We start from the raw sequence: 26055 nt of genomic DNA, 5'->3' as shown, positions 1-26055 counted from the left end.
CCCGCCGTTCACGGTCTCCTTCCATTCGAACGCATGTTGGCCCATGAGCAACTCGATACCGAAAAGCGCAAGCCGTACCGATTTCGCGCGATACAAATGTGAGATTTATATTGCGCGACAGATATTCGCGCGGTTGCCACAATCTTCTCGCGCCATATTTCTACCGAGCGCAGATCTGTCGCGAATTCCTGGCCCTCGGATTACGAGCGCCGCTGTTTCGAAGCAATTGGAAGAATAAGCCACTGACTTCCGTTTGCACAAAGAGCGCGACACAAATCCATGCGGAGGACGTCCGATGCATGCCGGCTTCCCAGGAAGCGTACTCGTAGCGGTGTTGGGCACCGTCATGGCAAGCTGCGCTGGCATTCCGGCGCAAAAAACCGGGGCAATATCCGGCTATGGCCCCAACCCCACATTACCGAAACCAAGACCGACGCTGATCCCGACTGTTAACATCGCCGAGGCGAAAGGCTGGCAGAAAGAAGGTATGCCGACCCCGGCGAAGGGGCTGACAGTGAACGCCTTCGCCACCGGCCTCGACCATCCGCGCTGGCTACATGTGCTTCCGAACGGCGACGTGCTGGTTGCTGAAACCAATGCCCCTGCCAAGCATGACGAAGGCTTCAGTCTTAGAAAGGTCTTCATGGACCTGGCTATGAAGCGGGCTGGCGCCGCGACCAAAAGCGCCAACCGCATCACGCTCCTGCGCGACACCGATGGCGACGGCATTGCGGATGTGCGCACGACGTTCGCGGAAGGCCTCAATTCGCCCTTCGGCATGACGCTGTCCAAAGGCAAACTCTTTGTCGCGAATACCGACGCGCTCGTCGCTTTCCCCTACTCCAATGGCCAGACCCGAGTCAGCACGTCGCCGGAAAAGATCATCGACTTGCCGGCCGGGGACCTCAACCATCATTGGACCAAGGACGTGATCGCAACTCCGGATGGACGCAAGCTCTATGTCACCGTTGGTTCCAACAGCAACGTTGGAGAAAACGGCATAGCCGCCGAGAAGAACCGCGCCGCTGTCCTTGAAGTGGATCGGTCTACCCGCCGCACTCGGGTCTTCGCCTCGGGCCTGCGCAACCCGAACGGGCTCTCCTGGAATCCTGAGACTGGCCAGCTTTGGGTCGCCGTGAACGAGCGTGACGAGATCGGCGACGACCTTGTGCCGGATTACATGACCTCGGTTCGTGACGGCGCTTTCTACGGTTGGCCCTACAGCTACTACGGACAGAACGTCGACGAACGCGTCAAGCCGCAGCGCCCCGATCTCGTGGCGGCAGCGATCAAGCCCGATTACGCCCTGGGCTCTCATACCGCCTCGCTGGGACTGACCTTCTCCAAAGGCGCGCAACTCGGTCCGGCCTACGGCAACGGCGCCTTCGTCGGCCAGCACGGCTCGTGGAACAGGAGTGTGCGCAGCGGTTACAAGGTCATCTTCGTGCCGTTCCGTGGGGGCAAACCGAGCGGTCTCCCGAAGGATGTGCTCACCGGCTTCATCGGGCGGAATGGCGAGGCGATGGGCCGTCCGGTCGGCGTCGCTATCGATCAGACTGGCGCACTGCTCGTCGCCGACGACGTCGGTAATGTCATCTGGCGGGTCCGCCGGGCGAACGGCCGTTGAGCGCAGGTGGCCTTTCTGATTCCGATCTCACCAGCCTTCGGCTACAGCGCCACGCCCGATATGGCTGCATTCGGCGGAGACGGATATCCTAAACAATTAGCTAGCAGCACGCCCGAAGATAGTCGTGTCAAACATGCTTGCGCCCGCCTGCCTCGCGGAACCAGCTGTCAGGATAGGGATACCACCAGCCCTGAATCTCCGGTCTGTGGTCGATGATGACCATCTTCGAGCGGCGGAATGCATCCAGACCCTGGCGGCCGAGCTCGCGGCCGAGGCCCGAAGCCTTCCAGCCCCCGAACGGCAACGCGTCATTGTCTATCAGCGGATTGTTGACCCAGACCATGCCGGCCTCGAGCCGCTCCGCGGCCTCATGCGCTTCGGCAAGATCGGTGGTGAAGACCGAGGCGCCGAGACCGAAGGGGCTGTCGTTGGCAAGCTCTATCGCCTCGTTGAAATCCTTGACCCGGCAGATTGCGGCGACCGGCCCGAAACACTCTTCGCGCACGATTGCCATATCGGCGGTGATGCCGGTCAGGATGGTCGGCTCGTAGAACCAGCCTACATTATGTGCCGGCGGAATGCGTCCGCCGGTGATCGCTTTGGCACCGCTGCGGATCGCATCGTCGACCAGCCGGATGACCTTCGCACGCGCGGCCTCGCTGACCAGCGGTCCGATCTCGGTTTTGTCGAGGCCGTTGCCGATACGCAGCGCGCGCGTTTTCTCGGCAAACAGATCGACGAAGCGGTCGTGAACGGCATCAACCACGAAGAACCGTTCGGCCGAAGTGCAGACCTGGCCAGTGAGATGGAAGGCAGCCGTGACGCTGCCGGCAGCCGCCACGTCCAGTGGGGCGTGTTGGCTGATGATCAGGGGATCGCTGCCGCCGGCCTCGATGACGCAAGGCTTCATGCGCTCTGCACATGCGACGGCGACAGCCTTGCCGGCGGCGACCGAACCGGTGAAAGCAACCGCATGCGTGCGGTCCGAGGCGATCAGCGCCTGCGCCGTTGCTGCTCCGCCTGGCATGCAGGAAACCAGGCCCTCCGGCAGGGAGCGAAACACGGTTATATAATCCAGCGTCGACAATGTTGTCGCTTCGGCGGGCTTGATCACGCAGGCATTGCCGGCGGCAAGCGAGGCGGCGACGGTCCAGCACATCAACAGGATCGGAAAATTGTAAGGCATGATGTGCACCGACGTGCCGTAGGGCTCGTAGCGGGCATACTGGAACGAACCGGCCTGCGTCGTGCCGGCGATCTTGCCGGCGTCGTCACGCGCCATTTCGGCGTAATAGCGGAAGATCGGCGCGCAATTGGCGATCTCGCCGATCGCCTCCGGATAGGGTTTGCCCATCTCGTGCACCATCAGCTCGGCGCAGCGCGTGAAGTCGGCCGCTTCGATGGCGTTCGCGACGGCGTGCAGATGCCGGGCACGGCTCTTGGCGTCGAGCTTTTTCCAGGCCGTTTGCGCCTTGGTCGCTGCGGTGAGCACGGCGTCGATCTCGCCGTTGCTGGCTGCGGTGATCGCGCCGACGGTTTCGAGCGTCGCCGGATCGATCACCGGTTTTGCCGCACCGGTCATTGGCCGATAATCCGGATTGACGAAGAAGGTCGGCCGGTCAGGTGAAAAGTCCATTCTGTCCTCCCGTGTGCACGGAAACTTTTTGAGAATTCACCCTGCCGAGACAGGCGGCGTGGTTTTCGAGAACCGAAGCGGAGCGGACATTAAAGTCCGTGAGCATCGGAAGCGGAGAAAACGGCGTCAGGTGTCCGGTAGGGTAGAATTATCGAGAAGGTTCAGCGGATCATGTAAACTTTCTTGATGGTCTCGTGGACGGTGCAGACGCCCTTCCAGTCCTGCGGAAAGAACGCTGCGGTGTCCGGTTCGATCTCGATCACCTCGCCGGATTCGTGGACATAGGTGCAGCGTCCCTCGAGGAAATGGCAGAACTCGTCGCGGGTGACGTGGCAGCGCCATTTGCCCGGCGTGCAGACCCACAGTCCGCATTCGGAGCGGCCCTCCGGCCCCTTGTGCAGCAGCTTGCCGGAAGTGCGGGATTCGCCCTCGATCAGGGTGGGGATGACGCCCCAGTCGACCAGGTCGGTGAGGGCGAGCGGCGATTTCATGATCGGTGTCGGCATGTCGGGAGCTCCAGTGGCCGGCTTTAGGCCAGCATGTAAACGTTGCGGATGGTCTCGTGGACGGTGCATTCGCCGGTCCAACCGGCCGGGAACATGACAACCGTGGCGGCGGATACCTCGATCACCTCGCCGTCGTCCGATCTGTAGGTCGCGCGGCCGGCAACGAAATGGCACAATTCGTCGCGCGGAATCGCCAGCCGCCAGCGACCGGGTGTGCAGACCCAGATGCCGGATTCCGGCTGGTTGTTCGGCCCCTTGTGCACCAGCCTGCCGGTGGAGTGCGAAGCGCCTTCCAGCGCGTCGGGCTGGGTGCCCCAGTCGACGAGGTCGGTGCGGGTCGAGGCTTGCTGGAGGTGTGGGGCTGAGATCACAGCAATTTCTCCAGCAAAGCAGCCGCTTTCTCCGGGCCGTTCTGCGACTGCATCTGGGCCGACGTCTTGGCCAGCTTGGCCTTGATTGCCGGGTCGGTCAGGCAGGTTTCGATCCTGGCGATGAGCTCGGCGTCGCTCCAGTCGTAGCGCGGCATGCCGAAGCCGTGGCCGGTCTCCTCGACCCGCGTCGCATTGTCGTGGCCGTCCCAGACGTAGGGCATGATGATCGCCGGCTTGCCGAAATACAGGCACTCCGTGAACGAGTTGTTGCCGCCATGATGGATCACCGCATCGACCTGCGGGATGACCGAGGGCTGCGGGAACCAGCTCTCGACGATGACGTTTTCGGGCACTTGCGCGTACTGCTCCTTGTAGCCGCCGACATTGACCAGCGCCCGGTAGCGCGTCTTGCCCAACGTTGCGACGATGCGCTTCAGCAGATCGACATCGCCGGCGCCAAGGCTGCCGAAGGAAACATAGAGCAGCGGCCCGTCATTATTCTTCGCAAAAACCGGCACGGTGTAGGGCTTCTCCTGCCGCACGCAGCCTTCCAGATATTGGAATTTTGCCGGGTCGAGCGGATAGCGGCGCATGAACTTCGCCGCCTCGGGATAAAGCAGCAGATTGAGGTACGGCGAGGCCTCGAAAAACTGGCCGATCGGATACGGCGCTTCGTTGTTCGCTTTCAAAAACGCATTGAAGTTGTCATGGATCGGCTTGATGACGGCGTTGAAATGGTCGCGGTAACGCCGATGGCAGGCGTGGTCGTTCTCGCCGCAGCCGGACAGATGTGGCGGGATGTCCTCGTCCTCGATCTCGTTTTCCGAGCAGGAGATGACGCGCACCCAGGGCTTGCCATACTGCTTGATTGCCGGGAACAGGATGACGTTGTCGACGCAGATGACATCAGGCTTGATCGTCGCAAGCACGCCAGGCAGATCCTTCTCAGCCCATTTGGCGCTGTCGACGATCGCCGTCCAGCAATCCTTCACGTAATTGTCGACCTGGTCGTAGGGCGATTTGCGGAAGTTCGGGATGTGGCCGTTGATGAAGTCTTCCCAGAACTTGGCCATCTGTTCCGGCGGCATCGGCTCGGACAGGTTCACCGGATGAGCCTCGAAGCCGTAGCCCTTGTAGACGTCGACGAAACCGGGGTCCGACAGGAACACCGCTCTGTGGCCGCGCGCCTCGATCGCCTGGGCTATGCCGACGGAATTGAGCGCGGGGCCATAGGCGGCCTCCGGAAAGAACGCGATCGTCTTCTGCGTCATGAGAGGTTCTCCTTCGATCAATCTGCGAAAATTCTGACGTCAGCCGCATCCCAGCCGAGCTCGACTGTATCGCCCGACGAGACCGGGCGGCGGTCGGCGGCGTCGGCGGTGACGCGCACCAGGAACGGCTTTGGCGACAGGGCGGTGCGGACGTGCAGCTGCAGATCGAGTCCCTGATAGGCCAGCGCCTCGACCGCGCCGAAGATACGGTTGGCCGTTTCTGCCGATGGGAACAGCCGGATGCGTTCGGGCCGCACTGAAGCTAGCGCCGCAGCGCCGGGCGAAATTGTTGCGGGAACATCGCCGGCGATCCGCACGCCGTTGCTTGCCAGCACGCCGTCGCCGGCGGCTTTGCCCGGTACGAAATTCATGACGCCGATGAAGTCGGCGACGAAACGGTCCCCCGGGTGCTCGTAGACCGCATGGGGTGTATCGCATTGCAGCAGCTTGCCGTCCCTGAGCACTGCCATACGGTCGGCCATGACGAGCGATTCCTCCTGATCATGGGTGACGATGACGAAGGTGATGCCGACCTCGTGCTGCAGCCGCTTCAGCTCCAGTTGCATGGCCCCGCGCAATTTCTTGTCGAGTGCACCAAGCGGTTCGTCGAGCAGAAGCAGCCGTGGTCGCTTGACCAGCGCTCGGGCAAGCGCGACGCGCTGCTTCTGCCCGCCAGACAATTGCTCCGGCTTGCGGTCGGCGAAGGCAACGAGTTCGGTCGTCGCCAAAATGGCGTCGACACGGGAGCGGATTTCCTTTGCAGGCAAGCGTTCCATTTCGAGGCCGTAGGAAACATTCGCCCTGACGCTCATATGCGGAAACAGCGCATAGGACTGGAACATCAGATTGACCGGCCGCTTATTGGGCGGGGTCCTGGCGATGTCACGGCCGTCGAGCAGGATGCGCCCGTCATTGGGCGTCTCAAAGCCGGCCAACATGCGCAGCAGCGTTGTCTTGCCGCAGCCCGAAGGTCCAAGCAAGGCGAAGAACTCGTTCTCGCGGATATCCAGCGAAATGCCGTCGACCGCCGTCACCCGGCCGAACTTCTTCGACACGTTGTCGATCGCCAGCAGCGTGCGGGGCTCGTTCATTGGCCGATCACTCCACGGTTGAGCCGCTGCGACAGGGTCAGCGCGGTGATTGAGACCGCCATGACGATAGTCGCCAATGCATTGATCTCCGGCGTGATGCCGAAGCGAATCATCGAATAGATCTGCATCGGCAGCGTGGTCGAGGCGCGGCCGGCGCCGGCGGTGAAGAAGGCGATGATGAATTCGTCGACCGAAAGGGTGAAGGCGAGCAGCGCGCCGGCGCCGACGGCAGGCAGGATCACCGGCAACGTCACCCGCCGAAATGTCGTGAGCGCGGAAGCACCGAGATCGGCAGAGGCCTCGACGATCGACCAGTCGAAGCTTTTCAGCCGAGCGCGCACCACGGAGCAGACGAAGGCGAGATTGAAGACGACATGGGCGAGGATGATGGTGTGCAGGCCCAAGGTGAGATCAAGCATCGAGAAGAAGCTGAGCAGCGCGATCGCCAGCACGATGTCGGGAATGATCATCGGCGCAAAGATCAGCGCCTCGAGACCTTTGCCGTATTGCCGGCGTATTTCGACGCCGATCGCCAGCAGCGTGCCGAGCAGCGTGGCGATGGCGGTCGAGACAAGTGCCACGATCAGTGTGTTGAGCGCGGCAGAAAGGATTGCGGCGTTTCCGATTAGCAAGACATACCATTTCAGCGAAAAGCCCGACCAGACGGTCGGGAGCCCGCCTTGGTTGAACGACAGCGCCACCAGCACGGCGATCGGGATGTAGAGGAAGGCCAGGACCAGTGAAAGCACGAGCCAGAGCGCGCGCCTCGTGGCGAGGGAGCGCTCAGCCATCGGCGCCTCCTCTCGCTTCCGCGGTACGGCCCGAGGCGCGATCAGCAGCCAGGGCCTGCGCCGTCAGCACCAGCAGCATGATGGCGATCAGCACCATTGCCAGTGCCGCACCGAAGGGCCAGTCATTGGCGGTCAGGAACTGCTCGTAGACGACATTGCCGATCATCTGGAAGCGCCCACCGCCGAGCAGAGCAGGGGTCACGAAATTGCCGATCGACAGCACGAAGACGAAAACAGCACCGGCGGCGATACCCGGCACGGTCAGTGGCAGGATGACCCGGCGAAATGTGGTCACGGCCGACGCGCCGAGATCGCGCGAGGCCTCTGCGAGCTCCGGATTGAGCCGCGACAGCGGCGCGTAGCAGGCCAGGATGACGAAGGGCAGATAGTTGTACACCAGACCGGCGATGACGGCGCCTTCGGTATAAAGCATCGACGGCGGCTCGCCGGTGTAGCCGAACCAGCGCAGCAGTTGTGTAATCAGCCCTTCGCGGTTGAGCAGCACGATCCAGGCATAGGTACGGATCAGGTAGTTGGACCAGAAGGGCAAGACGGCAAAGAACAGAAACACCGGCTGCAGTTGCCGGGGTGCTGCCGCGATCGCATAGGCGGCGGCATAACCGATCACCACCGCGACCAGGGTTGCCGTGCCGGCAATGCGCGCCGAATTGAGGAAGATGCCGGCATAGAGCGGGTCGAACACCAGCCCGAAATTCTCCAGCGTGAAAGTGTAATCGATGCCGCCATAGATGCCGCGCCGGAAGAAGGCGAGCGCCAGCACCAGCGCGCATGGCACGACCATCAAGGCGGTGAGCCAGGCCAGCGCCGGCGTCATCAGCAAGGATGAGCGAAGTCTTGTTTGGGACAAGATTGCGGTACCGCATTCAACGGTCGCGGCGAAAAGCCCCGCCGTCGACCGGGATCTCTGATTTTGATGTCGGTTATTGCGCGGCCTTGATTTCGCTGACGATCTTCGAGTAGTCGCGTTGGGCATCGCCGACATCGCGCAACTGCTCGAACTTGACCAACTCTGCCACCGGCATGCTCATATTGGGAAATTTGGCGAGAAAATCCGCCGGCAGGCTTTCCATAGCCGGCTTGTTCGGTACCTTGTAGTCGATGTTCTGGGCCGCCCAGGCGTGGTTCTTGGCGCCCAGCATGAAGTTGATGAACTGGAAGGCGGCGTCCTTGTTGGCCGATGCCTTCATCACGACCATCGTATCGACCCAGAGATCCGAGCCTTCTTTCGGTATGGTGTACTTAATTTGTGGATTCTCGGCGATCCCGTAATTGCACCAGCCATCCCAGGCCTGAACCATCAGCGCCTCGCCTGAGACCAGCTTTGAATAAAAGGTCGTGTCGTCATAGGCCAGCAAGGTCTTCTTGGCCGAGATTAGCAGGTCCTTGACTTCGCCGAGCTTTGCCGGATCGGTCTCGTTCACCGAATAGCCCTTGGCGAGTTGGCCGGCGGCAAGCAGCCAGCGGTCGGTCGCCAGCATCGTCGTCTTGCCCTTGAGCGCATCGGACGGGGCGAGAAGGTCGTTCCAGCTCACCGGCTCCGCCTTCACCAGATCCGAACGGTAGCAAAGGCCGGTGGTGCCCCAAGTGTAGGGCACGGAAAAATTGTTGCCGGCGTCGTGCGGCAGCTTCGCCGCCTCGGAGTAGAGATTGGCGAGGTTAGGGATCTTGGCATGGTCGATCGCCTCGATCAGGCCGAGCTTGTTCAGCACTTCGGCGAAGGGCGAGGAGACGAAGACCACGTCATAGCCCTTGCCGCCGGACGCGACGAGCTTGCCCATGATCTCCTCGTTAGTGGCGTGAACCACGACTTCACCGGAGACACCGGTCGCCGCCTTGAAAGCTTTCATGGCATCCGGCGCCATGTAGCCGTCCCAGTTGGATATAACGAGGTCGGAGGCAGCCGCCGGCGCTGACAGCGCCAGGCCAAGGCCAAGTGCGATCAAGGATTTCCTTAACGGACGGTGCCGCAGGGTGGTGGTGGTCATGACAGACTCCCATTCTGGTTGATCATCGAACTTAGTCGTCGGACCAGCGCTTGCAGCCGTAGCCGCTTTGATCCTGTTCCCCAGTCTTTTTATTGCCGATTGATCTCACAGTACTATTGCAGAAAAAAGTACGTCAATCCATAATTTGTCAAACTACGGTGAATCCCGGCCGATCGCATCCGCAAGGGCAATCGGCCAAACCTGCGCCGCCAGTCCTTCATGAGAATTACCATGCAAGTTGCAGCCCGACGTCCCCGCACCAACCATCTCGACCTTGCACAGCGCATTCTCGATGTGGCCCGGAAACGCGGCTTTGAACCCGGCGCTCATCTCCCAGAGCAGCAGATCGCTTCGCTCTGCAATGTATCCCGAACTCCGGTGCGGGCCGCGCTGCGTCTGCTCACTGAAAAAGGCGTAGTTCAATGGGAGGCTGAGTCCGGCTATCGCTTGGCCGTAGACCTCACAAGCCAGGCGACCGTCGCCGCCGACCTGCCGAGCGCCGAGGAGGATGAACTTGCCGACATGATCCTGCGAGACCGCTCGGCGCGCCGGCTGGACCAGACGGTCACCGTCGGCGCGCTGATGCGACGGTATAATGCCGAGCGCAGGACGGTACTAAAATCGCTGAAGAAACTGGCCGAGGAAAATCTTCTGGACCGCGCGCCGGGGCAGTCCTGGCTTTTCAGGAGAGTGCCGGACGATCCTGGCGCACAAGGGGAGAGCTATGAATTCCGGCTGTTGCTGGAACCCGCCGCGCTTCTGGTGCCTGGGTTCCGGCTGGATGGGACGCGCGCGGCAGCCTTGCGACAGGGCATGGAAATGCTGCTGGCTCTGCCCGACGCGGCATTCGATTCCAGAGAGTTCCAACGGCTGGACATCGATTTTCATGGAATGATCGCCGGTGGCTCCGCCAACCGCTTCGTCGCCGAGGCGTTGGCCGATCATCTCAGGCTGCGCCGGCTGCCGGGAACGTATGCCGGCGTCAATGTCTTCCGGCTGAAGCAATCATTGCGCGAGCATCTGACCATACTCGACCATCTGGAGAGCCAGCAGTACGAGGTTGCAGCCGATCTGCTTCGGGTCCATCTGCGGCTTTCCCGCAGCCAGCGACCGCAGGCGGCCAGTCGCGGGGCGCCCGCGCTGTTCGGCATGATCAGCCGGCCGGAATAACGAGGATCATGCGCAAAGGCAGCCCGACCATCGCACTGTTTCCGGAAGCGAGCTTCGGTGCTGCGCTGAATTGCGTTGGCATAGCGCAGGCCCTGCGCGCTCGTGGCGCCCGTCCGGTGTTCATCTGCCATGCCGGCTTTTCTGGCGTGTTCGCCGACTATGGCTTTCAGGAATACCAGTTGCCGACTGACGATCCGTTGACCGACAGCGAACGCCAGAGCTACTGGCAGGCCTTCGTGCGCCGTCATCTGCCGCATTTCAGGCTGAGCCCCATCGATCAGCTCGAAACCTACGTTGCCCCGACCTGGCAAGCAATCGTAGACACTGCGGTCAACGCCGAGGCGCCGCTGCGCCAATTGCTGGCGCGGCTGAAGCCGGACGCCGTGGTGCTCGACAACGTCGTCATGTTCCCGGCATTGGCGACAGCCGGTTGCCCGTGGGTGCGCGTCGTCTCCTGCGCCGAAACCGAGCTTCCCGATGCCAATGTGCCACCCTATCTGTCCGGTCTCGCCGCCGACGACCCGAGCCGCGCGGTGTTCGAGGCGCGCTACCTGGCAGCGGTCGCTCCGGCCCATGACCGCTTCAATCGGCTTCGGACCGACGCCGGTCTTGCGCCCTTGCCAACGGGTCTTTTTCTGGAACCTTCGCCCGCCCTCAATCTGCTGCTGACCCCAACGATTGTGCGAAGGCAGCGCGCCGAGCCGCTCGACCCTGCCAGCTTCGTCTATCTCGAAGGCTGCGTCCGCTCGGAAGGGCCGTTCGACGTGCCGGTCTTTCCGCGCAATGGCGGACCGCTGGTTTATGTCAGTTTCGGTAGTCTTGGCGCCATGGATGTCGGCCTGATCCAGCGCATGCTCGCCGTTTTCGACAGGCTGCCGGCCCGCTTCATTGTCAATGCCGGAGGTCTGCGCGACAGCTATCGCGCCGTTCCGGACAATGTCTATCTCGATGCCTGGTTTCCACAGCCTTCGGTCGTGGCGAAATGCGACCTCTTCATTCATCATGGCGGCAACAACAGCTTTTGCGAAGCACTGCGTTTCGGTGTGCCGTCGCTGGTCATGCCCTATTGCTGGGACGGGCATGACAATGCGCAACGTGCCGAGGAAACCGGCGTCGGGCGCCACATCAGCCGCGATGGCTGGACGGAAGACGAATTGGAGCGAAGCATTCTCGGCCTGATGGCCGATGCTGCAATGCGCGCACGCCTCCGGGAGAATGCAGTGCATATGGCGCTGACACCCGGAACGGACGTGGCTGCCGAAGCCATTCTCGCTCTCGCAAGGACCCGACCTGATGCTTGACACCACAACAACGGATGCCTCGACCATGAACGGCACCAACGACCCGAAAGACTGGTTGGCCGCTCACGCTGTCAGCGAGGTCGAGTGCCTGGTGCCCGACATGAACGGCGTGCTGCGCGGCAAGGCCCTGCCAGCGGCCAAGTTCCTCAAGGCGATCGAGGACCGAGCACTCTATCTGCCGAGCAGCGCGTTCCTGGTCAGCATCGACGGCCGCTATTCCGGTTCCGTCGACGAGGGGTTCGCCTACCAGGACCCCGACATGCGGATGGTGCCGGATGTCGCAACAATCTGTCTGGCGCCCGGTGGCGGGCCAGGCAAGGCCTATGTCTTCGCCGATGCGTTCCACATGGACGACCGGCCGTGGATGGCTTCGCCGCGGCACGTGTTGCGGGCCGTGCTCGATCTATATCGCCGGCGCGGCTGGCGGGCGGTGGTGGCGCCGGAGCTTGAATTTTATCTCACCGCGCCCAATCCCGATCCCGACAGGCCGGTGACGGCGCCGGTCGGGCGCAATGGCCGCTCCGAAAGCGTACAGCACCCCTATGACATGGCGGCACTGGAGCAATTCGAGCCGGTGATCCGGCGCCTCTATGACTATGCTGCGGCAGCCGGACTGCCGCTCGACACGCTCATCCATGAATCGGGCACGGCCCAACTGGAGATCAATTTCCTGCATGGCGACGCGCTACCGCTGGCAGACAAGGCATTGCTGTTTAAGCGAATGACGCGCCAGGCCGCGCAGGAAGGTGGCATGCAGGCGACCTTCATGGCCAAACCGATAGCCGCACAAGCCGGCAGCTCAATGCATCTCCACATGTCTGTCGTCGACGAGGCGGGCAACACGCTGTTTGCCGGGCGTGACGGCGCCGACACCGAGATGTTCGGGCATTTCATCGGCGGCCTGCAGAAATACATTCCCGAGGTGATGCCGCTGTTTGCGCCGAACGTGAATTCGTTCCGCCGCATCCGGCCGAACCACAGTGCACCCGCCAACATCGAGTGGTCGCACGACAACCGCTCCTGCGGCCTGCGTGTGCCGGCCGGCGGGCGCACCGCGCGGCGCGTGGAAAATCGGCTGCCCGGCGCCGATGCCAATCCCTATCTGGCGATAGCCGGCTCGCTGCTTTGCGGTTATCTCGGCGTCGAGGAGAAGATCGCTCGTTCGACGGAAGCGTCAGGCAATGCCTATCGCAGCAGGAGCACGCTGCCCAAAACCATGGAAGAGGCGCTCGACCGCTTCGCTGCGTGCGATCCGGTTCGGGCGGTGCTCGGCGAGGAATTCTTCCAGACCTATTTGCGCGTCAAGAGCGTTGAGCTCGACCTGTTCCAGAGCGTCGTCACCTCTTGGGAACGCGACCATCTGCTGCTCAAGGTGTGATGATGGGCTTCAATTCTGGGGGCTTCAACTCCGGCCTGGATATCGGCAAATCCTACTATGTCGCGACGGCCAATCCGGCTCCGGACCATCCGGCGCTGCAGGGCGACGTCGACGCCGATCTGGTGGTGGTCGGCGGCGGCTGTACCGGCCTCTCCGCAGCCTTTCATGCAGCCGAACGCGGCCTGAAGGTGGTGCTGCTCGAAGGCGGCAAGATCGGCTGGGGGGCATCGGGGCGCAATGGCGGCCAGATGATCCCCGGCCTGCGCAAGGGCGCCAAGGGGCTGGTCAAGCTATATGGGCCGGAACGGGGGAGGGCGCTGTTCGATCTCGCCTTCGAGGCGCGGGCCCTCGTGCTCGGTCTGATCGAGCGCCATGCCATCGATTGCGACCTCAGGCTCACCGGCCATCTGGCCGGTGCGGTCAACGGTTCCGACCTGCGCGACCTCGAAGAAGAGGCCGAGTGCCTTTCGACGGTGATGAACTTTCATGATGTCGAGATGCTGTCGGCAGCGCAGGCGCGCGGAATGGTGAACACACCTTATCACGGCGCGATGTACGAGAAGCTCGGTGGCCATATGCATCCGCTGAACTACACGCTCGGTCTTGCTCGCGCCGCGGCTGCGGCGGACGTCACCATCCACGAGAATTCGGTGGCGCTGCGGCTGGAGCGGGAACCTTCCCCCCGGGTTTCGACGGCCAAAGGCTCGGTCCGGGCCAGGCATGTCGTACTGGCCGGCGATGCGCTGCTCCACGGGCTTGAGCCGCGCGTCAACAGCCGCATCATGCCGGTCGGCAACTACATCATCGCCACCGAGCCGCTGGGCGACACGAGCGACGTCATCCCAAGCAATGTGGCCGTCTCCGACACGCGCTTCGTCGTCAATTACTACCGGCTATCGGCGGATGGACGCCTGCTGTTCGGCGGCGGCGAGCGCTATACGCCGTCGCCGCCCGCCGACATTGCCGGCTTCGTGCGGCCGCACATGGAAAACACCTTTCCGCAATTGCGCGGCCGCCGCATCGATCACGCCTGGGGCGGGCTGGTCTCGGTGACGACATCGCGCCTGCCGCATGTCGGTCGCTATGGCGACGTCTATTTTGCGCATGGCTATTCGGGCAAGGGGGTGATCCTGTCGACGCTGTCGGGCAAGCTGCTCGCTGAGGCGCTCACCGGTGATGCTTCGCGGCTCGATCTGTTTTCGACCCTAAGCCCGCTGCCGTTCCCCGGCGGCACGGCGCTGCGCGGCCCGCTCTATGTGCTCGGCATGCTTTGGTACGCAATGCGTGACCGCATCAAACATTGAGCGCAGGCATGCGCAATGAGGCCGAGCGCCGCCACCAAGCGATTAACGGCTGATTTCGCGGCGGCGTCCGACTTGATCGATGCTTGAATATGGTCCGCAGGCAATGGTCGCGAGTCGGTTCGTGCCCTGCTCCCGAAGCCTGAGCGCCGATAGACCTGCCTGCTATTTCCTCAGCTAATAGATCGATATGATTGCAGGATTAACTGTTTCATAGCCCAGGCGCGGCTCCGATTTGTCTTTCGAAATCGCGCTGGAGACAGTTCCGGTTGAACTGCAATCCAATTTTGTTTCCCTGTTTTTCTTGATCGTGCTGCCCGACAGGTCGGCGCCGGCCGACGTTACTTCTGTACTGACCACTCTCTTTTTCTCGTGCGCAACGGCGGCGGTGGATACGGCCATCACAATTGCCGCGCAAACAATCGTCAATCTCATTGTTTCCCCCTTAGAGCACCGCAAAAATGTGGTCGACTGCCTTGAGACGCCGGCGAAGGCGGTATTCGCGCCTGGCCGGCCCATGCAGCTTCCGACTGCACAAGATTGTAACTACATTAGCTGCAGCGCAAGTAACCATTTCGGACTAGGGAACGGGTTCCCCTTCGATCGAAAGCGCTGGGCTGCCGGCGAAAAAGCAGGCGTTTTAGCCGTTCTCGCCGCCGAGCGCCTTCCAATTTTGGGACAGAGGTTGGCTGATGCCCTTAAACTCACGGCTACGCATTGGTTGGATCTATGCAGCGACAAGGCCAACCTTGGCAAAGCCTCTACATAGTCACCTTCGGGCAGCACCAGTCTTGGAATTCACGCCCTCAAGCAAGGCGAGCAGGCCTTTCAGAATTTCGATTGGCGGCGGCGGACAACCTGGAATGTGCAGATCGACAGGCAAGGCCTCGGACACTCCGCGCACCACCGCATAGCTGCCGGCGAAACAGCCGCCATTGCCTGCGCAATCTCCCAGTGCGACCACCCATTTTGGGTTGGGTGTTGCGTCGTAGGTCCGCTTCAATGCCTCGCGCATGTTTTTTGTGACCGGCCCGGTGACGAGCAGTACATCGGCATGGCGCGGTGATGCGACGAACCGGATCCCAAAACGCTCGATGTCATAGAAGGCGTTGTTCAGCGCGTGCATCTCAAGTTCGCAGCCGTTGCAGGAACCAGCATCGACCGCCCGGATCGACAGGCTTCGCCCCAATCGTTTGTGAGCAGCCCCATCGAGCGCGCGTGCGAGTTCGTCGACTGCCGTGCTGCTTGCCAACGGCGGACGCTCGGTGAGAGGGGGGCGTATCAGGCTTTCAAAAAGAAGCTTGCGCATGACAGCGTGCCTTCAGAGATCATGGCCCGAATAAGAGCAGTTGAACGATTTGTTGCACAGCGGAAAGTCGGCAACGATGTTTCCTTCGATCGCCGCTTCAAGGAGCGGCCATTGAAACCATGACGGATCACGGAGGTGACAGCGCTCGACCAAGCCGCCCTTGCCAATGCGCAGCCAGGCCAGAATATCGCCGCGGAAACCTTCGACGAGCGCCATGCCTTCATGCGATCGGTTTGTCTGCGCGAAATCGACGCGGATCGGCCCGTCTGGCAGCTGTCGCAGGACTTGTTCGATCAGGGACAGGCTCTGTTCGACCTCGTGGATACGAATCCATACACGGGCGTTCACATCGCCTTCCTGGAGGAGAGGTACATCGAAGGCGAGTTCGCCATAGGGTGGATAAGCGAGATTGCGTCGGGCATCGAAGTCCCGACCGGAGGCCCGGCCAACGTAGCCTCCGGCGCGATATTGACGAGCGAGTTCCACCTTCAGCCGGCCAGTTGCGACAGTCCGATCCTGCAGCGACGCCGTGTTGTCGTAGAGCTCGACCAGCGCGGGAAACCGCTGCCTGATCTCTGCGATCAGGGACCTGAGCGCTGTCGTGCCCTCATCGCTCAGGAAGCTTGCCACGCCTCCGGGCACGATGCAGTCGCGCATCAAACGATGACCGAAGGCAGCATCGCTTGCCCGCAATACGCGCTCACGCAGCACCCCACAGTGGGCATGCATGAGCGCGAAGGCGGCATCATTGCAGATAGCGCCGATGTCACCCAGATGATTGGCCAGGCGCTCCAACTCGGCCATGAGCGCTCGCAGCCAGACCGCGCGTGGGGGAACCTGGACACCCAGCGCCGCCTCGACGGCGCGGGCAAAAGCGAGGGAGTATGCCACGGTACTGTCGCCAGAGGTTCTGCCCGCCAATTTGGCCGCATGGTCGATGTCGGACCCCGCCATCAGGCCTTCTATACCTTTGTGCGCGTATCCGAGGCGCTGCTCCAGCCGGACGACCGTTTCACCGCTCGCCGTGAACCGGAAATGGCCCGGCTCGATGATGCCGGCATGCACGGGCCCGACCGGGATCTGATGCAGGCTCTCCCCCTCGGCAGGCAGGAAACTGTACGGGAAGGCTGTCGCAGCAGACGTCCGGACGCGGGTACTCAACGGATAGCTGACACCCCAATGGCCATGATCAAGCCACCGTCTCGTATCAGGCGCGCCTTGTGGCAGGAGCCCGAACAGGTCAGCAGCCGCACGTTCGAGCCGCAATGCGGGCGGATGCAGCCGGCCGACCGATGGGTAGCGGCCACTGGGGCATTCCAGGCTGACGACGCCGATGTCCCCGGCGCTTTCATCGAGAAGTGCCATGTGGACGGCGCCTGGCTCACCCCATAGGCCGAGCAAGCTCCAGTGGCCCTCGGCCAGTTGCTCGACGGCAAAGCCCCATTTTTTCGGAGTCACCACGGCGCGCGACCACGGGAAATGATTTTCGACACGTTGGCCAGCAAGGATGAGGTCGATCAGCGCGGGCATGCTCTTTCTCTCTTCTGCTCACCCCAGGATACTTGCGACGTGCTGGAACCATGTGACCAGCGGTGGCGGCAGATAGATGCCGGCGGCAAACACCAACGCCAAGTGGGAATACATCGGAATGTAGGACGCCTCGGCGGGTGCAGTGCTGCCGCGCGGTTCGCCGAAAGCGACGCCGGTCAGTCGAAGCAGCAGGGCGCCGAAAGCGAGCAGAATCCCGAAAACCAAGGGCATCGCCAAAAGAGGGTGTCTTGCAAATGTCGAACTCACGACCAGGAATTCGCTCATGAAGATACCGAGCGGAGGGAGGCCGGCAATGGCAACGACGCCGATGACGAGCGCCCAGCCAAGGGCAGGATGTGTTTCCGTCAGTCCCCGGATTTCGGCGATGTTCTGTGTCCCCTTGACCTGGGCAATGTGGCCGACCGTGAAAAAGATCGCCGACTTGGTCAGGCTGTGCATGACCATGTGCAGCAGCCCGGCAAAATTGGCGAGCGGGCCTCCTATGCCGAAGGCGAACACGATGATGCCCATGTGCTCGATCGAGGAGTACGCGAACAGGCGTTTGATGTCGCGGCGGCGGTAGAGCATGAAGGCCGCGAAGACAAGCGACGTCAGTCCCATCGTGATCATCAATGGCCCAGGTGCGATCGCTTCCGGACTTGCCGCGAGCAATAGCTTGAAGCGCAGCACGGCATAGAGTGCGACGTTTAACAGCAAGCCCGACAGCACTGCGGAAATCGGCGTTGGACCCTCAGCATGCGCGTCTGGCAGCCAGGCATGCAAGGGCGCAAGGCCGACCTTCGTCCCGTAGCCGAGCAGCAGAAAGATGAAGGCGACATTGAGCAGAGCCGGATCGAAGCGCGCGGCGTTAGCGATGAGCACCGTCCAGACCATCGCATTCGTCCCCTCGCCAACAACCGGCTGTGCAGCCATGTAGACGAGGATGGTGCCGAACAGTGCGAGCGCGATGCCGACGCTGCCCAGAATGAAATATTTCCAGGCGGCCTCCAGCGCTTCGTGCGTGCGGTAGATGCCGACCATGAGCACGGTGGTCAGCGTGGCAAGCTCCACCGCCACCCACATCAAGCCAATATTGTTCGACACGAACGCCAGGTTCATGCCGAACATCATGACCTGGTACATTGCGTGATAAAACCGCAAGTTCGGGACTGTTAGCCGCCCGCTCTCCAGTTCGTGGGCAATGTAGGAAGCGCTGAAGACGCTGGTGGTGAAGCCGACGAATGTGTTGAGCACGATGAAGACGATATTGAGATCGTCGACGAGCAGATACTGCCCAGGCTGCGGGCGGTCGGTGACAAGAAGGGACAGTGCGGCGAGCAAGGTCAGCAAGCTCGCAGCGACATTGACGCCCGCCGATATCCGGTATTTCGGCAGCGCCGCCAGAAGTGCGGCCGCGAAGACCGGTATCAGCAAAATGGCGGCCACCGCATCGAGGGAAAACGCGGTCAACGGTGTTCTCCCCTGTAGTCGTCGAGCGCGCCGACATCCACCGAGTCGAACCTCTCGCGAATGCGGAACAGGAAGACTCCGATGACGATGAAGGCGATAAGGATCGAGAAGGCGACACTGATCTCGACGACCAGAGGCATGCCCTTGGCCCCCGTGGCGGCGAGGACCAGACCGTTCTCGAGCGACATGAATCCGACAACTTGGCTGACGGCGTTGCGGCGGGTGACCATCACCAGCAGCCCCAGCAAAATGATGGACAGCGCGAAAGCCAGGTCCTCGCGGGCGAGGGGATCAGCCTCGGGAGTGACGCGCAGCATCAGGACCATGGACAAGGTCACCAGGCCTATCCCCGCAAGCATCGTCGTACCGATGCCGACGGCGGTCTCGACGTCACGATGGATGCCGAGCCGCTGAATGATGCGATGAAGCCCGACAGGAATGACGATCGCCTTGAAGACGAGGGCGATCGCCGCCGTGACGTAGAGATGATGCGCGTCCTGAATGTATGCCTGCCAAGCTACGGACAGGGCCAGCACGATTGCATGAAGCGCAAAAACGTTGATCAGAGCAAAGAGGCGATCCTGATACAGCATCATGAAACTGACCAGCACCAGGCCGCCGGCGAGCAGGTGAGCGATGTCGAAGGTGAGGCCGTTCATCAGAGGCTCCGTGAGACGAACAGCAGGAGCGTGCCGAGCAGGGCCAGCATCAGCGCTGCCCCGAGGAAATCCGGGACGCGGAAGACGCGCATCTTGGCGATGGCAGTCTCAAACACGGCGAGGAGAACGCCACAGACGGCAAGCTTGCCGACATAGGCGACGACACCCGGAGCAAGGGATTCCAGTCCTGCCCCGGCGCTCGCCAGTCCCCAAGGTAGGAAGACGCAGGAAATCAGCGACACATAGAGCAGAAGCTTGAGGAAGGCGGCAAACTCGATCATCGCCAGATGGCGACCGGAATATTCCAGCACCATCGCCTCATGAACCATGGTGAGTTCCAGATGGGTCGATGGGTTGTCCACGGGTATGCGGGCGTTTTCGGCGATCGCCACCATCACGAGGGCGATGAGCGACATCCCGAGCGACACCCGCAAGCCAACCTCCGGTGACCCCATGAAGGCGGCGACCGTTGAGAGTTGCGTAGCACCCGCGACGAGCGCCAGGCTGAACACGATGAGCAGCATGGCGGGTTCGGCCAGCGAAGCGATCATCACCTCGCGGCTCGAGCCGATGCCGCCGAAGCTCGTGCCGACGTCCATGCCTGCCAGCGCCAGGAAGAACCGGGCGCTTCCCAGCAGTGCGACAATGGCTATGAGATCGGCGGTCCAACTGAATGTGAGGCCGGCGGCGAATGTCGGGATGAGCGCCGCGCCGACCCAGGTGGTGGCAAAGATCAGATAGGGCGTCACGCGAAACAGCCAGGATGCGTTGTCCGCCAGAACGACTTCCTTGCGCATCAGCCGCAAGAGATCGCGGTAAGGTTGGATCAGGGAAGGACCCTGGCGGCGCAAGAGCCGTGCCTTCACCTTGCGCACGAATCCGGTCAGGAGCGGCGCCAGCAAAAGCACCAGCGCCATCTGCGCGCCTTGAACGGCCAACTCGAGAATCACGGCCATAGTGCGAGCACCAGGAGCAGGACAATGAGAAAGAGAAAGACGAGGGTCAGGTAGCGCCTGATCGTCAGGAACTGCAGATGGTTGAGGTGGTCGGTCGCAAAGTCGAGGGCCCGGCCGATAGGCAGGTACAGCGTCTCCCAGATCACATCATGCATTTCGACATTCAGACGAGCCGGACCGGTCTCGCCAGGTGCCGGCATTTCGACGGTTTCCCTTGCACGGAATACGAACGTGCCGAAGACGCGGCGGATCGGCTGCGCGAAGCTGACGGCCGTGTACTGCGAGCTCGGGACCACATCCGGGAAGCCACAACCCCAGGCGGGACCCCGACGGAGTGCATGTGATGCAAAGCGATGGATCACATATGCCGCAGCGGATGCGGAAAAGGCGATGAACAGGAACACCAACAGGCCGTTGTAGGAACTGCGGCTCGCTGCAATCGGCACGATAGACAGCCAGGGCTGGGCCATCTGCACAGGCATCCGGCTGCCGATCAGTGGCAGTGTCACCGATGAGAGGCCGTCTATCACAAGACCGGGCAGAATGCCGGCCAGGAGACAAAGGGCAGCGAGAATGAACATTGCCGCCAGCGAGTAGCGGTCGACCTCATGCGCCAGTTCCACCGCGGCCGAGCGTGGCCGGCCGAGGAATGTAATCCCGAACGCCTTTACGAAGCAGGCCGCGGCCAGTGCCGCCGACAGCGCCAGCAGACCGCCAACGGCGGGCACCATGACCTTAAGTCCCCATTGTGGCAGATCGGGGCTCTGCAATATGGCCTGAAAGGCCAGCCATTCGGAGACGAAGCCGTTGAAGGGTGGAAGTGCCGAGATCGCGACGCAACCGACGAGAAAGGCAAAACTTGTAAAGGGCATGCGGTGGATGAGACCGCCCAGCTTCTCCATATCCCGCTCTCCGGTTGCCGTCAGCACGGCGCCCGCGCCGAAAAACAGCAGGCTCTTGAAAAAGGAATGGTTGAGGACGTGGAACAGCGCGGCGGTGAGGGCCAGCGCTGCAGCCGATGGCATGGCGTTCGCCTTGAAAGCGAGCGCGAGACCAAGGCTTACGAAGATGACGCCGATGTTTTCAATGGTGCTATAGGCAAGCAGTCGCTTCAGGTCCTTTTCCATCAGCGCGTAGAGGATGCCGAGAACCGCCGTCAGGCCGCCAAGGAAAAGCACGGCAACGCCCGACCACCATGCCGGCTCATCGAGCAGATCGAAAATAACGCGTATAAAGCCATAGACTGCGACCTTGGTCATCACGCCGCTCATGAGAGCCGAGACTTGGCTTGGCGCGGCCGGATGAGCGAGTGGCAGCCAAACGTGCAGCGGGACAAGTCCAGCCTTGGAGCCGGCGCCCAGCAGCATGAGAACCAGGACGAAAGCAGCGGCGAACGGGGTGGGGTCGGCGGCTCGCATCGCGTCGAATGTGTAGGTTCCATCGGATCCGGCGAGCAGGCCGAACGCAAGCAGCAGCGCGAGTGTGCCGAAGCTCGCCATCACGAGATAGATGTAGCCCGCCCGCGCATTGTCCTGCTCGCGATGGTGCGCCATGACGAGCGCCCAGGAGGCGAGCGACATGAATTCCCAGGAAAGCAGGAAAGTGAAGGCGTCGTCGGCCACCACGACAAGGTTCATTCCGGCTAGGAAAGCCGGGAAGAACGGCAGCACCCGATGCGGCGCAGACTCATGCCTGCCGTAGCCGAGGCCATAAAGGCTGGCCATGGAGCCGCCGAAGTTGACGACGATGAGGAAGAAAGTCGAGAGCGCATCCAAACGGAAATGAGCGCCAATCCATGGCAATCCAAGAGGCAACACCACAGTCGACGGGGTGACGGGATTGTCGGCGATGCGGCTCGCGACAACCATGAGCACGGCCGCCGATATACCTAGCGTCAAGCCGTAGATCAGGCGTGTTCCCGAGTCCGATCTGCGGCTTTCCGCAATCGCAAGCACCGCAGTCCCCAGGAGCGCAGCAACGCCCCACAGGAGGACCGCGGCCGCCGAAATCACGCCACGCTCCTCACGGGGAGTTTGGCATTCGTATCGACCCCGCCAAGAATTTTGGCGGGGTCGAAATCCGCTTTCAGTCGCACGCCGCGCCCGCCGATTTGGCTGGAGGCGCCTTCAGCGATCAATTCCACGCCGGCGAGGTCAAGTGCCCCGATCAGCTTCATGAGAGAATCGACGTTACCCCGAATAATCGACTCGCTGGCTTCCATGCGTTGAATTGTCGGCACGGAAAGACCGGACAATTCGGCAAGCCTGCGCTGGTCGATGCCAAGGAGCGCCCTCGCGGCACGCAACTGTGGAGCAGTTATCACGGTCGCATCCCCCTTCTTGATCAGCTTTGAGATATTATCTCTACGTCTTGCAGCATATATTAAAATGCGGCGCATTCAATTAATGATGCGTGACGCATCTGTCTTGAAGTTGTAGAAAACCTGGCGATACGTCCTGCGCCTCGAACCAAAGCCATGCGACCATTCCCGTCACGGCCAGTCTTGTCGCCAGCCATCTCGGATTGCGCGTGATGGCGCTCGCAATGGGCCTTATCTCGGCCGGCCACTCGATTGGAGCCGCCGCGGGCTACAGACCTTTTCAGGATCCGACCGGCACCTGGACCGTCAATGATGCTCGTACCGGGCGGCCCGCCGAGATGGGCAGCCGAACCATCGTTGGAATGAACCAGCACGATCCCGAGAAACTCGCCGATCTCCTCAACGCCGGACGGAATTTCTGAAGAAAGCGTAGGAGAGCCACCGCTTCGATGGGATGTTGTCTCGAGGCTTGTACGGGAGGGCAATCTAGAGCACCGAAAGGTCATGGCCCTCGCAGCTATCGGATCGCCCTGTCTTGAGAGAAGCGCCCTGCTGCAAAACCGGGTGTCAAAATTGCAAAATCGCGCGACCCGCTACAATGAGACGACTGGCACCGGTACATCTCTATGTATCTGATTTTTCTTTAGAATTTGGTAGCGGGAGAGCGCTACCGCCTTTTACCCCATTCGGAACCCCTGCGATATTTTCTACGGTTTTGGGCGTGAGGGACCTGTCTCGGTGCTGGAACGACCGCTGGGGAACGGAAGTCCGACCCGAAGGCGACGTACGTTTTCCACGACGCGAACGGCAGCTTTGCGCCCTATATCGGCCGTCGGGATCAGTTTTGCTCTTCCTGCAAGCAGACAGACCGTGGCCAGTCGCGTTTGCGCCTGATGTCGGCCGTAGGGGCAAGCTTTGCCGTCGCCCGAAAGTCTGACGTCGGCGAATACGTAGGTCGCGGTTGCACCATGAGCCGACATTCCGTCGAACATCACCTTTTCGGAATTCAAGGCGAACGCCCGTAGCCGATTTTGTAACGTACCTCATCGGAGAAACGGGTGTTGGCTGCTAAGTGTGTATGGTCTTGCCATTGGGCTTTCCTTATAATTCTGCCCAGTGGAACAGGTTCAACATCTCGAACGGAAGCTGGTCGCTATCCTCGCCGCCGACGTGGTGGGGTACAGCCGGCTGATGGGGCTGGACGAGACGGGCACACTCTCGCGGCTCAAGGCGCTCCGGCGCGAATTCATCGAACCCGCGATCGAGGGCTACCATGGCCGCATCGTCAAGCTCATGGGCGACGGCGCTTTGGTCGCGTTCGAGAGCGTCGTCGATGCCGTAGCATGCGCCGTTGAAATCCAACGGGTCACCGCACAGCAGAACCTCGGTCTTCCCGAAGATACCCGGATCGTGTTCCGCATCGGCATCAACCTTGGTGACGTGATCCCCGACAAGGACGACTTCTACGGCGACGGCGTCAACATCGCGGCCCGGCTGGAAGGACTGAGCGATCCTGGCGGCATCGTCATCTCGGGAACGGCCTACGATCAGGCTCACAACAAGCTCGGCCTGACCTTCAAGTCACTCGGCGAACAGCGTCTCAAGAACATTCCAGAGCGGGTCCGCGCCTATCGGGTTCTGCTGGAACAGACCGCAGGAGCCAATAAGTCGCGCTCTCGGCAATGGCCTGTGATCGGCGCCACGGTACTCGTTCTGGCTCTGATAGCGGGGATTGCGGTGATTCTCTGGCCGCAAGCGATTGCCCTGCTGGCCGGTCACGGTTCCACCCCGGTCGGTTCGTCGGTCGGCAAGCCCTCCATCGCCGTGCTACCGTTTACCGATCTTAGCGAGAAGGCAGGCCAGGATTATTTTGCGGAAGGGCTCGCAGACGATCTCATCACCGATCTCTCGAAGATCTCGGGGCTCCTCGTCATCGCACGCAACTCCGCGTTCTCCTTCAAGGATCGATCCCTCGACGTCGACGAGATCGCGGCGCAGTTGAACGTCCGTTACGTGGTCGAGGGCAGCGTCCGGCGGGAGGAAGATCTAGTCCGCATCAATGTCCAGCTCATCGATGCCCAAACGGGGAGCAACATCTGGGCCGAGCGATACGACCGCGACTACTCCAGGATATTTGCACTTCAAGACGAAGTGATCGGGCGTATCGTTGAGGCACTTTCGGTGCGTCTGACGGAAGGCGAACGAGCGCAGATTGCTCGCCTCCCCACGCGAAGCCTGGAGGCATACGATTTCTACACCCGAGCCGAGCAGAAGGTTTATGTGGTCGACAACAGGTCTCTCGGAGAGACCCTGTCCCTGTATCAAAAGGCGATCAAGCTCGATCCTACGTTTGCAGATGCTTACTCGGGCTATGCCCGCGCCACGGTGGACGTGCTCGGCTTCGACTACCAGGTGCTCATGCTCAGCGCCGTCGCTCGCCAGCGCTCCTACGAAGCGGCAGGGCGGGCGCTGGAGCTCAATCCGCAATCTGCGCGCGCCTATGCCGTGCTCGGCATCCTGCAGATGCTGGACGGCGAATGGGACCAGGCGATCGCGTCGGTCCAGAAAGCCGTCGCGCTGGACCCGAACGGCGCGGAGGCGGAGCTCAATCGGGCGATCGTGCTGACCTACGCAGGACAGAACCTGGAGGCGCTGGCAGCGATGGAACGCGTGTTGCGGCTCGATCCCAAGCCGCGCGCTCAGGTCTTCGACTATTACGGCTTCGTGCTCTACATGAACCATCAGTACGAGAAGGCTTTGCAGGCGCTGAGCAAGGTCCAGCCGGGAGAGCGCAGCGACCTTGGTCTCGAAACGCTGGCCATGGCAAATGCGCGGCTTGGCCGCATGGCCGAGGCGCACGATGCGGCTGCAGCAATCCTGAAAGAGATACCCGAACAGAACCTCGCTGGTTATCGTGTCGTTTACGCCCACCATCGGCGGCAAGAGGACCTCGATCACCGGCTGGGCGCCCTTCGCGCCGCGGGGATTCCCGAGCGGAGCTTCGATTTTCGCGGGCGGGAGGAGGACCGCCTGGGCGCCGCCGCGATCCGAGCCCTAACGGGCGATCGGACATGGGTAGGACATCAACACAATGGCGCAGCCTTCGTCATGGAGCTGAGCGCAAATGGAGATGTCGCACTGAGCTCGCAAAGCAGCATCATCACCGGCACGTCCAGCGTGGATGGCGACCTCTTCTGCACGCAATCCACCGCGACCTTGCTCGGCCGCAAGTTCTGCGCCCCGGTCTATCGCAATCCCCTAGGGAGCAGCGATACGCAGGACGAGTACGCTTGGCCGGACTCCGTCACAGTCTGGTATTTCTCGGTGTCTCCGTGACGGGCGCCATTCAACTTGCGGGCTCA

23 protein-coding genes and 1 pseudogene are annotated in these 26055 nt (G+C 61.7%); 9 read left to right on the top strand and 15 right to left on the bottom strand.

Annotated features, from left to right (window positions below; genetic code table 11):
* Nucleotides 1-295: 295 nt before the first annotated feature.
* The gene (locus tag NKJ20_RS00375) at nucleotides 296-1627 is read left to right on the top strand and encodes a PQQ-dependent sugar dehydrogenase (protein ID WP_352741939.1); all 1332 of its coding nucleotides are present in this window, start codon (nucleotides 296-298) and stop codon (nucleotides 1625-1627) included.
* Nucleotides 1628-1754: 127 nt separating this feature from the next.
* Here the strand turns inward: NKJ20_RS00375 and NKJ20_RS00370 are convergent, their stop codons facing one another.
* The 8 genes from NKJ20_RS00370 to NKJ20_RS00335 form a co-directional block, all read right to left on the bottom strand.
* A complete protein-coding gene (locus NKJ20_RS00370) occupies nucleotides 1755-3263 on the bottom strand; it encodes an aldehyde dehydrogenase family protein (RefSeq protein ID WP_352741937.1) in 1509 nt (502 codons plus the stop codon).
* A 161-nt stretch (nucleotides 3264-3424) separates the two neighbouring features.
* Nucleotides 3425-3769: a cupin domain-containing protein gene (locus NKJ20_RS00365; protein WP_352452935.1), complete on the bottom strand. Its 345-nt coding sequence runs from the start codon at nucleotides 3767-3769 to the stop codon at nucleotides 3425-3427.
* Between the two features lie 23 nt (nucleotides 3770-3792).
* Complete coding sequence (locus tag NKJ20_RS00360; RefSeq protein ID WP_352539293.1) at nucleotides 3793-4140, bottom strand: cupin domain-containing protein; 348 nt, start codon at nucleotides 4138-4140, stop codon at nucleotides 3793-3795.
* The gene (locus NKJ20_RS00355; RefSeq protein ID WP_352539292.1) at nucleotides 4137-5411 is read right to left on the bottom strand and encodes a glycosyltransferase; all 1275 of its coding nucleotides are present in this window, start codon (nucleotides 5409-5411) and stop codon (nucleotides 4137-4139) included. The genes NKJ20_RS00360 and NKJ20_RS00355 overlap by 4 nt, the downstream gene beginning before the upstream one ends.
* 17 nt (nucleotides 5412-5428) lie before the next feature.
* Nucleotides 5429-6502, bottom strand: a complete 1074-nt coding sequence (locus NKJ20_RS00350) for an ABC transporter ATP-binding protein (RefSeq protein ID WP_352741935.1) — start codon at nucleotides 6500-6502, stop codon at nucleotides 5429-5431.
* Nucleotides 6499-7293: an ABC transporter permease gene (locus NKJ20_RS00345; RefSeq protein WP_352741933.1), complete on the bottom strand. Its 795-nt coding sequence runs from the start codon at nucleotides 7291-7293 to the stop codon at nucleotides 6499-6501. The genes NKJ20_RS00350 and NKJ20_RS00345 overlap by 4 nt, the downstream gene beginning before the upstream one ends.
* Complete coding sequence (locus tag NKJ20_RS00340) at nucleotides 7286-8128, bottom strand: ABC transporter permease (RefSeq protein WP_352742234.1); 843 nt, start codon at nucleotides 8126-8128, stop codon at nucleotides 7286-7288. Before NKJ20_RS00340 ends, NKJ20_RS00345 begins: the two co-directional genes overlap by 8 nt.
* A gap of 106 nt (nucleotides 8129-8234) precedes the next feature.
* Complete coding sequence (locus tag NKJ20_RS00335) at nucleotides 8235-9299, bottom strand: polyamine ABC transporter substrate-binding protein (protein ID WP_352741931.1); 1065 nt, start codon at nucleotides 9297-9299, stop codon at nucleotides 8235-8237.
* 219 nt (nucleotides 9300-9518) lie between these two features.
* Between NKJ20_RS00335 and NKJ20_RS00330 the strand changes: the two are divergent.
* The 6 genes and pseudogenes from NKJ20_RS00330 to NKJ20_RS00305 all read left to right on the top strand — a co-directional run.
* A pseudogene (locus NKJ20_RS00330) lies at nucleotides 9519-9683 on the top strand (GntR family transcriptional regulator); the annotation flags it as partial.
* Nucleotides 9684-9746: 63 nt separating this feature from the next.
* Nucleotides 9747-10469 carry a GntR family transcriptional regulator gene (locus NKJ20_RS00325; protein WP_352742232.1) on the top strand — a complete coding sequence of 241 codons (723 nt, stop codon included), beginning with the start codon at nucleotides 9747-9749 and terminating at the stop codon, nucleotides 10467-10469.
* A 5-nt stretch (nucleotides 10470-10474) separates the two neighbouring features.
* Nucleotides 10475-11770: a glycosyltransferase gene (locus tag NKJ20_RS00320; RefSeq protein ID WP_352452939.1), complete on the top strand. Its 1296-nt coding sequence runs from the start codon at nucleotides 10475-10477 to the stop codon at nucleotides 11768-11770.
* Nucleotides 11763-13148 (top strand): glutamine synthetase family protein, encoded by a 1386-nt coding sequence (locus NKJ20_RS00315; protein WP_352741929.1) that lies wholly within the window; start codon nucleotides 11763-11765, stop codon nucleotides 13146-13148. Before NKJ20_RS00320 ends, NKJ20_RS00315 begins: the two co-directional genes overlap by 8 nt.
* Entirely contained in the window at nucleotides 13148-14452 is a 1305-nt protein-coding gene (locus NKJ20_RS00310) for an NAD(P)/FAD-dependent oxidoreductase (protein WP_352741927.1), read from the top strand. The genes NKJ20_RS00315 and NKJ20_RS00310 overlap by 1 nt, the downstream gene beginning before the upstream one ends.
* Nucleotides 14453-14684: 232 nt before the next feature.
* Complete coding sequence (locus NKJ20_RS00305) at nucleotides 14685-15218, top strand: hypothetical protein (RefSeq protein ID WP_352741925.1); 534 nt, start codon at nucleotides 14685-14687, stop codon at nucleotides 15216-15218.
* Here NKJ20_RS00305 and NKJ20_RS00300 read toward each other — a convergent pair whose 3' ends face one another.
* Genes NKJ20_RS00300 through NKJ20_RS00270 form a run of 7 tightly spaced genes read right to left on the bottom strand, consistent with a single transcriptional unit; the run spans nucleotide 15219 to nucleotide 22696 of the window.
* Nucleotides 15219-15758 (bottom strand): NADH-quinone oxidoreductase subunit B family protein, encoded by a 540-nt coding sequence (locus NKJ20_RS00300; protein WP_352452927.1) that lies wholly within the window; start codon nucleotides 15756-15758, stop codon nucleotides 15219-15221. It lies immediately after the preceding gene.
* 12 nt (nucleotides 15759-15770) lie between these two features.
* Entirely contained in the window at nucleotides 15771-17288 is a 1518-nt protein-coding gene (locus tag NKJ20_RS00295) for a hydrogenase large subunit (protein ID WP_352741924.1), read from the bottom strand.
* An 18-nt stretch (nucleotides 17289-17306) separates the two neighbouring features.
* Entirely contained in the window at nucleotides 17307-18758 is a 1452-nt protein-coding gene (locus NKJ20_RS00290; protein WP_352452925.1) for a hydrogenase 4 subunit F, read from the bottom strand.
* Nucleotides 18755-19417 carry a hydrogenase-4 component E gene (locus NKJ20_RS00285; RefSeq protein ID WP_023675519.1) on the bottom strand — a complete coding sequence of 221 codons (663 nt, stop codon included), beginning with the start codon at nucleotides 19415-19417 and terminating at the stop codon, nucleotides 18755-18757. The genes NKJ20_RS00290 and NKJ20_RS00285 overlap by 4 nt, the downstream gene beginning before the upstream one ends.
* Nucleotides 19417-20373, bottom strand: a complete 957-nt coding sequence (locus tag NKJ20_RS00280; RefSeq protein WP_023675520.1) for a respiratory chain complex I subunit 1 family protein — start codon at nucleotides 20371-20373, stop codon at nucleotides 19417-19419. Before NKJ20_RS00280 ends, NKJ20_RS00285 begins: the two co-directional genes overlap by 1 nt.
* Nucleotides 20364-22385 carry a hydrogenase 4 subunit B gene (hyfB, locus tag NKJ20_RS00275; RefSeq protein WP_502894905.1) on the bottom strand — a complete coding sequence of 674 codons (2022 nt, stop codon included), beginning with the start codon at nucleotides 22383-22385 and terminating at the stop codon, nucleotides 20364-20366. Before hyfB ends, NKJ20_RS00280 begins: the two co-directional genes overlap by 10 nt.
* On the bottom strand, nucleotides 22382-22696 hold the full coding sequence (locus NKJ20_RS00270; protein WP_352742228.1) for a helix-turn-helix domain-containing protein: 315 nt from the start codon (nucleotides 22694-22696) through the stop codon (nucleotides 22382-22384). Before NKJ20_RS00270 ends, hyfB begins: the two co-directional genes overlap by 4 nt.
* A 209-nt stretch (nucleotides 22697-22905) precedes the next feature.
* Between NKJ20_RS00270 and NKJ20_RS00265 the strand changes: the two genes are divergently transcribed.
* Both NKJ20_RS00265 and NKJ20_RS00260 read left to right on the top strand, forming a co-directional pair.
* On the top strand, nucleotides 22906-23115 hold the full coding sequence (locus NKJ20_RS00265; RefSeq protein WP_352741922.1) for a hypothetical protein: 210 nt from the start codon (nucleotides 22906-22908) through the stop codon (nucleotides 23113-23115).
* Nucleotides 23116-23809: 694 nt separating this feature from the next.
* Complete coding sequence (locus NKJ20_RS00260) at nucleotides 23810-26029, top strand: adenylate/guanylate cyclase domain-containing protein (protein ID WP_352741921.1); 2220 nt, start codon at nucleotides 23810-23812, stop codon at nucleotides 26027-26029.
* The last annotated feature ends 26 nt before the right edge of the window (nucleotides 26030-26055 follow it).

Origin of the sequence: Mesorhizobium sp. M0185 (genome assembly GCF_040322175.1) — a bacterium.
Classification (GTDB): domain Bacteria; phylum Pseudomonadota; class Alphaproteobacteria; order Rhizobiales; family Rhizobiaceae; genus Mesorhizobium.
This window is presented reverse-complemented; position numbering and strand designations above follow the sequence as displayed.

Bases quoted from the DNA above. Each gene is read 5' to 3' on its own strand.
- NKJ20_RS00375 (WP_352741939.1), top strand. From the start codon at position 296: ATGCATGCCGGCTTCCCAGGAAGCGTACTCGTAGCGGTGTTGGGCACC.
- NKJ20_RS00370 (WP_352741937.1), bottom strand. From the start codon at position 3,263: ATGGACTTTTCACCTGACCGGCCGACCTTCTTCGTCAATCCGGATTAT.
- NKJ20_RS00365 (WP_352452935.1), bottom strand. From the start codon at position 3,769: ATGCCGACACCGATCATGAAATCGCCGCTCGCCCTCACCGACCTGGTC.
- NKJ20_RS00355 (WP_352539292.1), bottom strand. From the start codon at position 5,411: ATGACGCAGAAGACGATCGCGTTCTTTCCGGAGGCCGCCTATGGCCCC.
- NKJ20_RS00350 (WP_352741935.1), bottom strand. From the start codon at position 6,502: ATGAACGAGCCCCGCACGCTGCTGGCGATCGACAACGTGTCGAAGAAG.
- NKJ20_RS00345 (WP_352741933.1), bottom strand. From the start codon at position 7,293: ATGGCTGAGCGCTCCCTCGCCACGAGGCGCGCGCTCTGGCTCGTGCTT.
- NKJ20_RS00340 (WP_352742234.1), bottom strand. From the start codon at position 8,128: ATGACGCCGGCGCTGGCCTGGCTCACCGCCTTGATGGTCGTGCCATGC.
- NKJ20_RS00335 (WP_352741931.1), bottom strand. From the start codon at position 9,299: ATGACCACCACCACCCTGCGGCACCGTCCGTTAAGGAAATCCTTGATC.
- NKJ20_RS00315 (WP_352741929.1), top strand. From the start codon at position 11,763: ATGCTTGACACCACAACAACGGATGCCTCGACCATGAACGGCACCAAC.
- NKJ20_RS00310 (WP_352741927.1), top strand. From the start codon at position 13,148: ATGATGGGCTTCAATTCTGGGGGCTTCAACTCCGGCCTGGATATCGGC.
- NKJ20_RS00300 (WP_352452927.1), bottom strand. From the start codon at position 15,758: ATGCGCAAGCTTCTTTTTGAAAGCCTGATACGCCCCCCTCTCACCGAG.
- NKJ20_RS00295 (WP_352741924.1), bottom strand. From the start codon at position 17,288: ATGCCCGCGCTGATCGACCTCATCCTTGCTGGCCAACGTGTCGAAAAT.
- NKJ20_RS00285 (WP_023675519.1), bottom strand. From the start codon at position 19,417: ATGAACGGCCTCACCTTCGACATCGCTCACCTGCTCGCCGGCGGCCTG.
- NKJ20_RS00280 (WP_023675520.1), bottom strand. From the start codon at position 20,373: ATGGCCGTGATTCTCGAGTTGGCCGTTCAAGGCGCGCAGATGGCGCTG.
- NKJ20_RS00265 (WP_352741922.1), top strand. From the start codon at position 22,906: ATGGCGCTCGCAATGGGCCTTATCTCGGCCGGCCACTCGATTGGAGCC.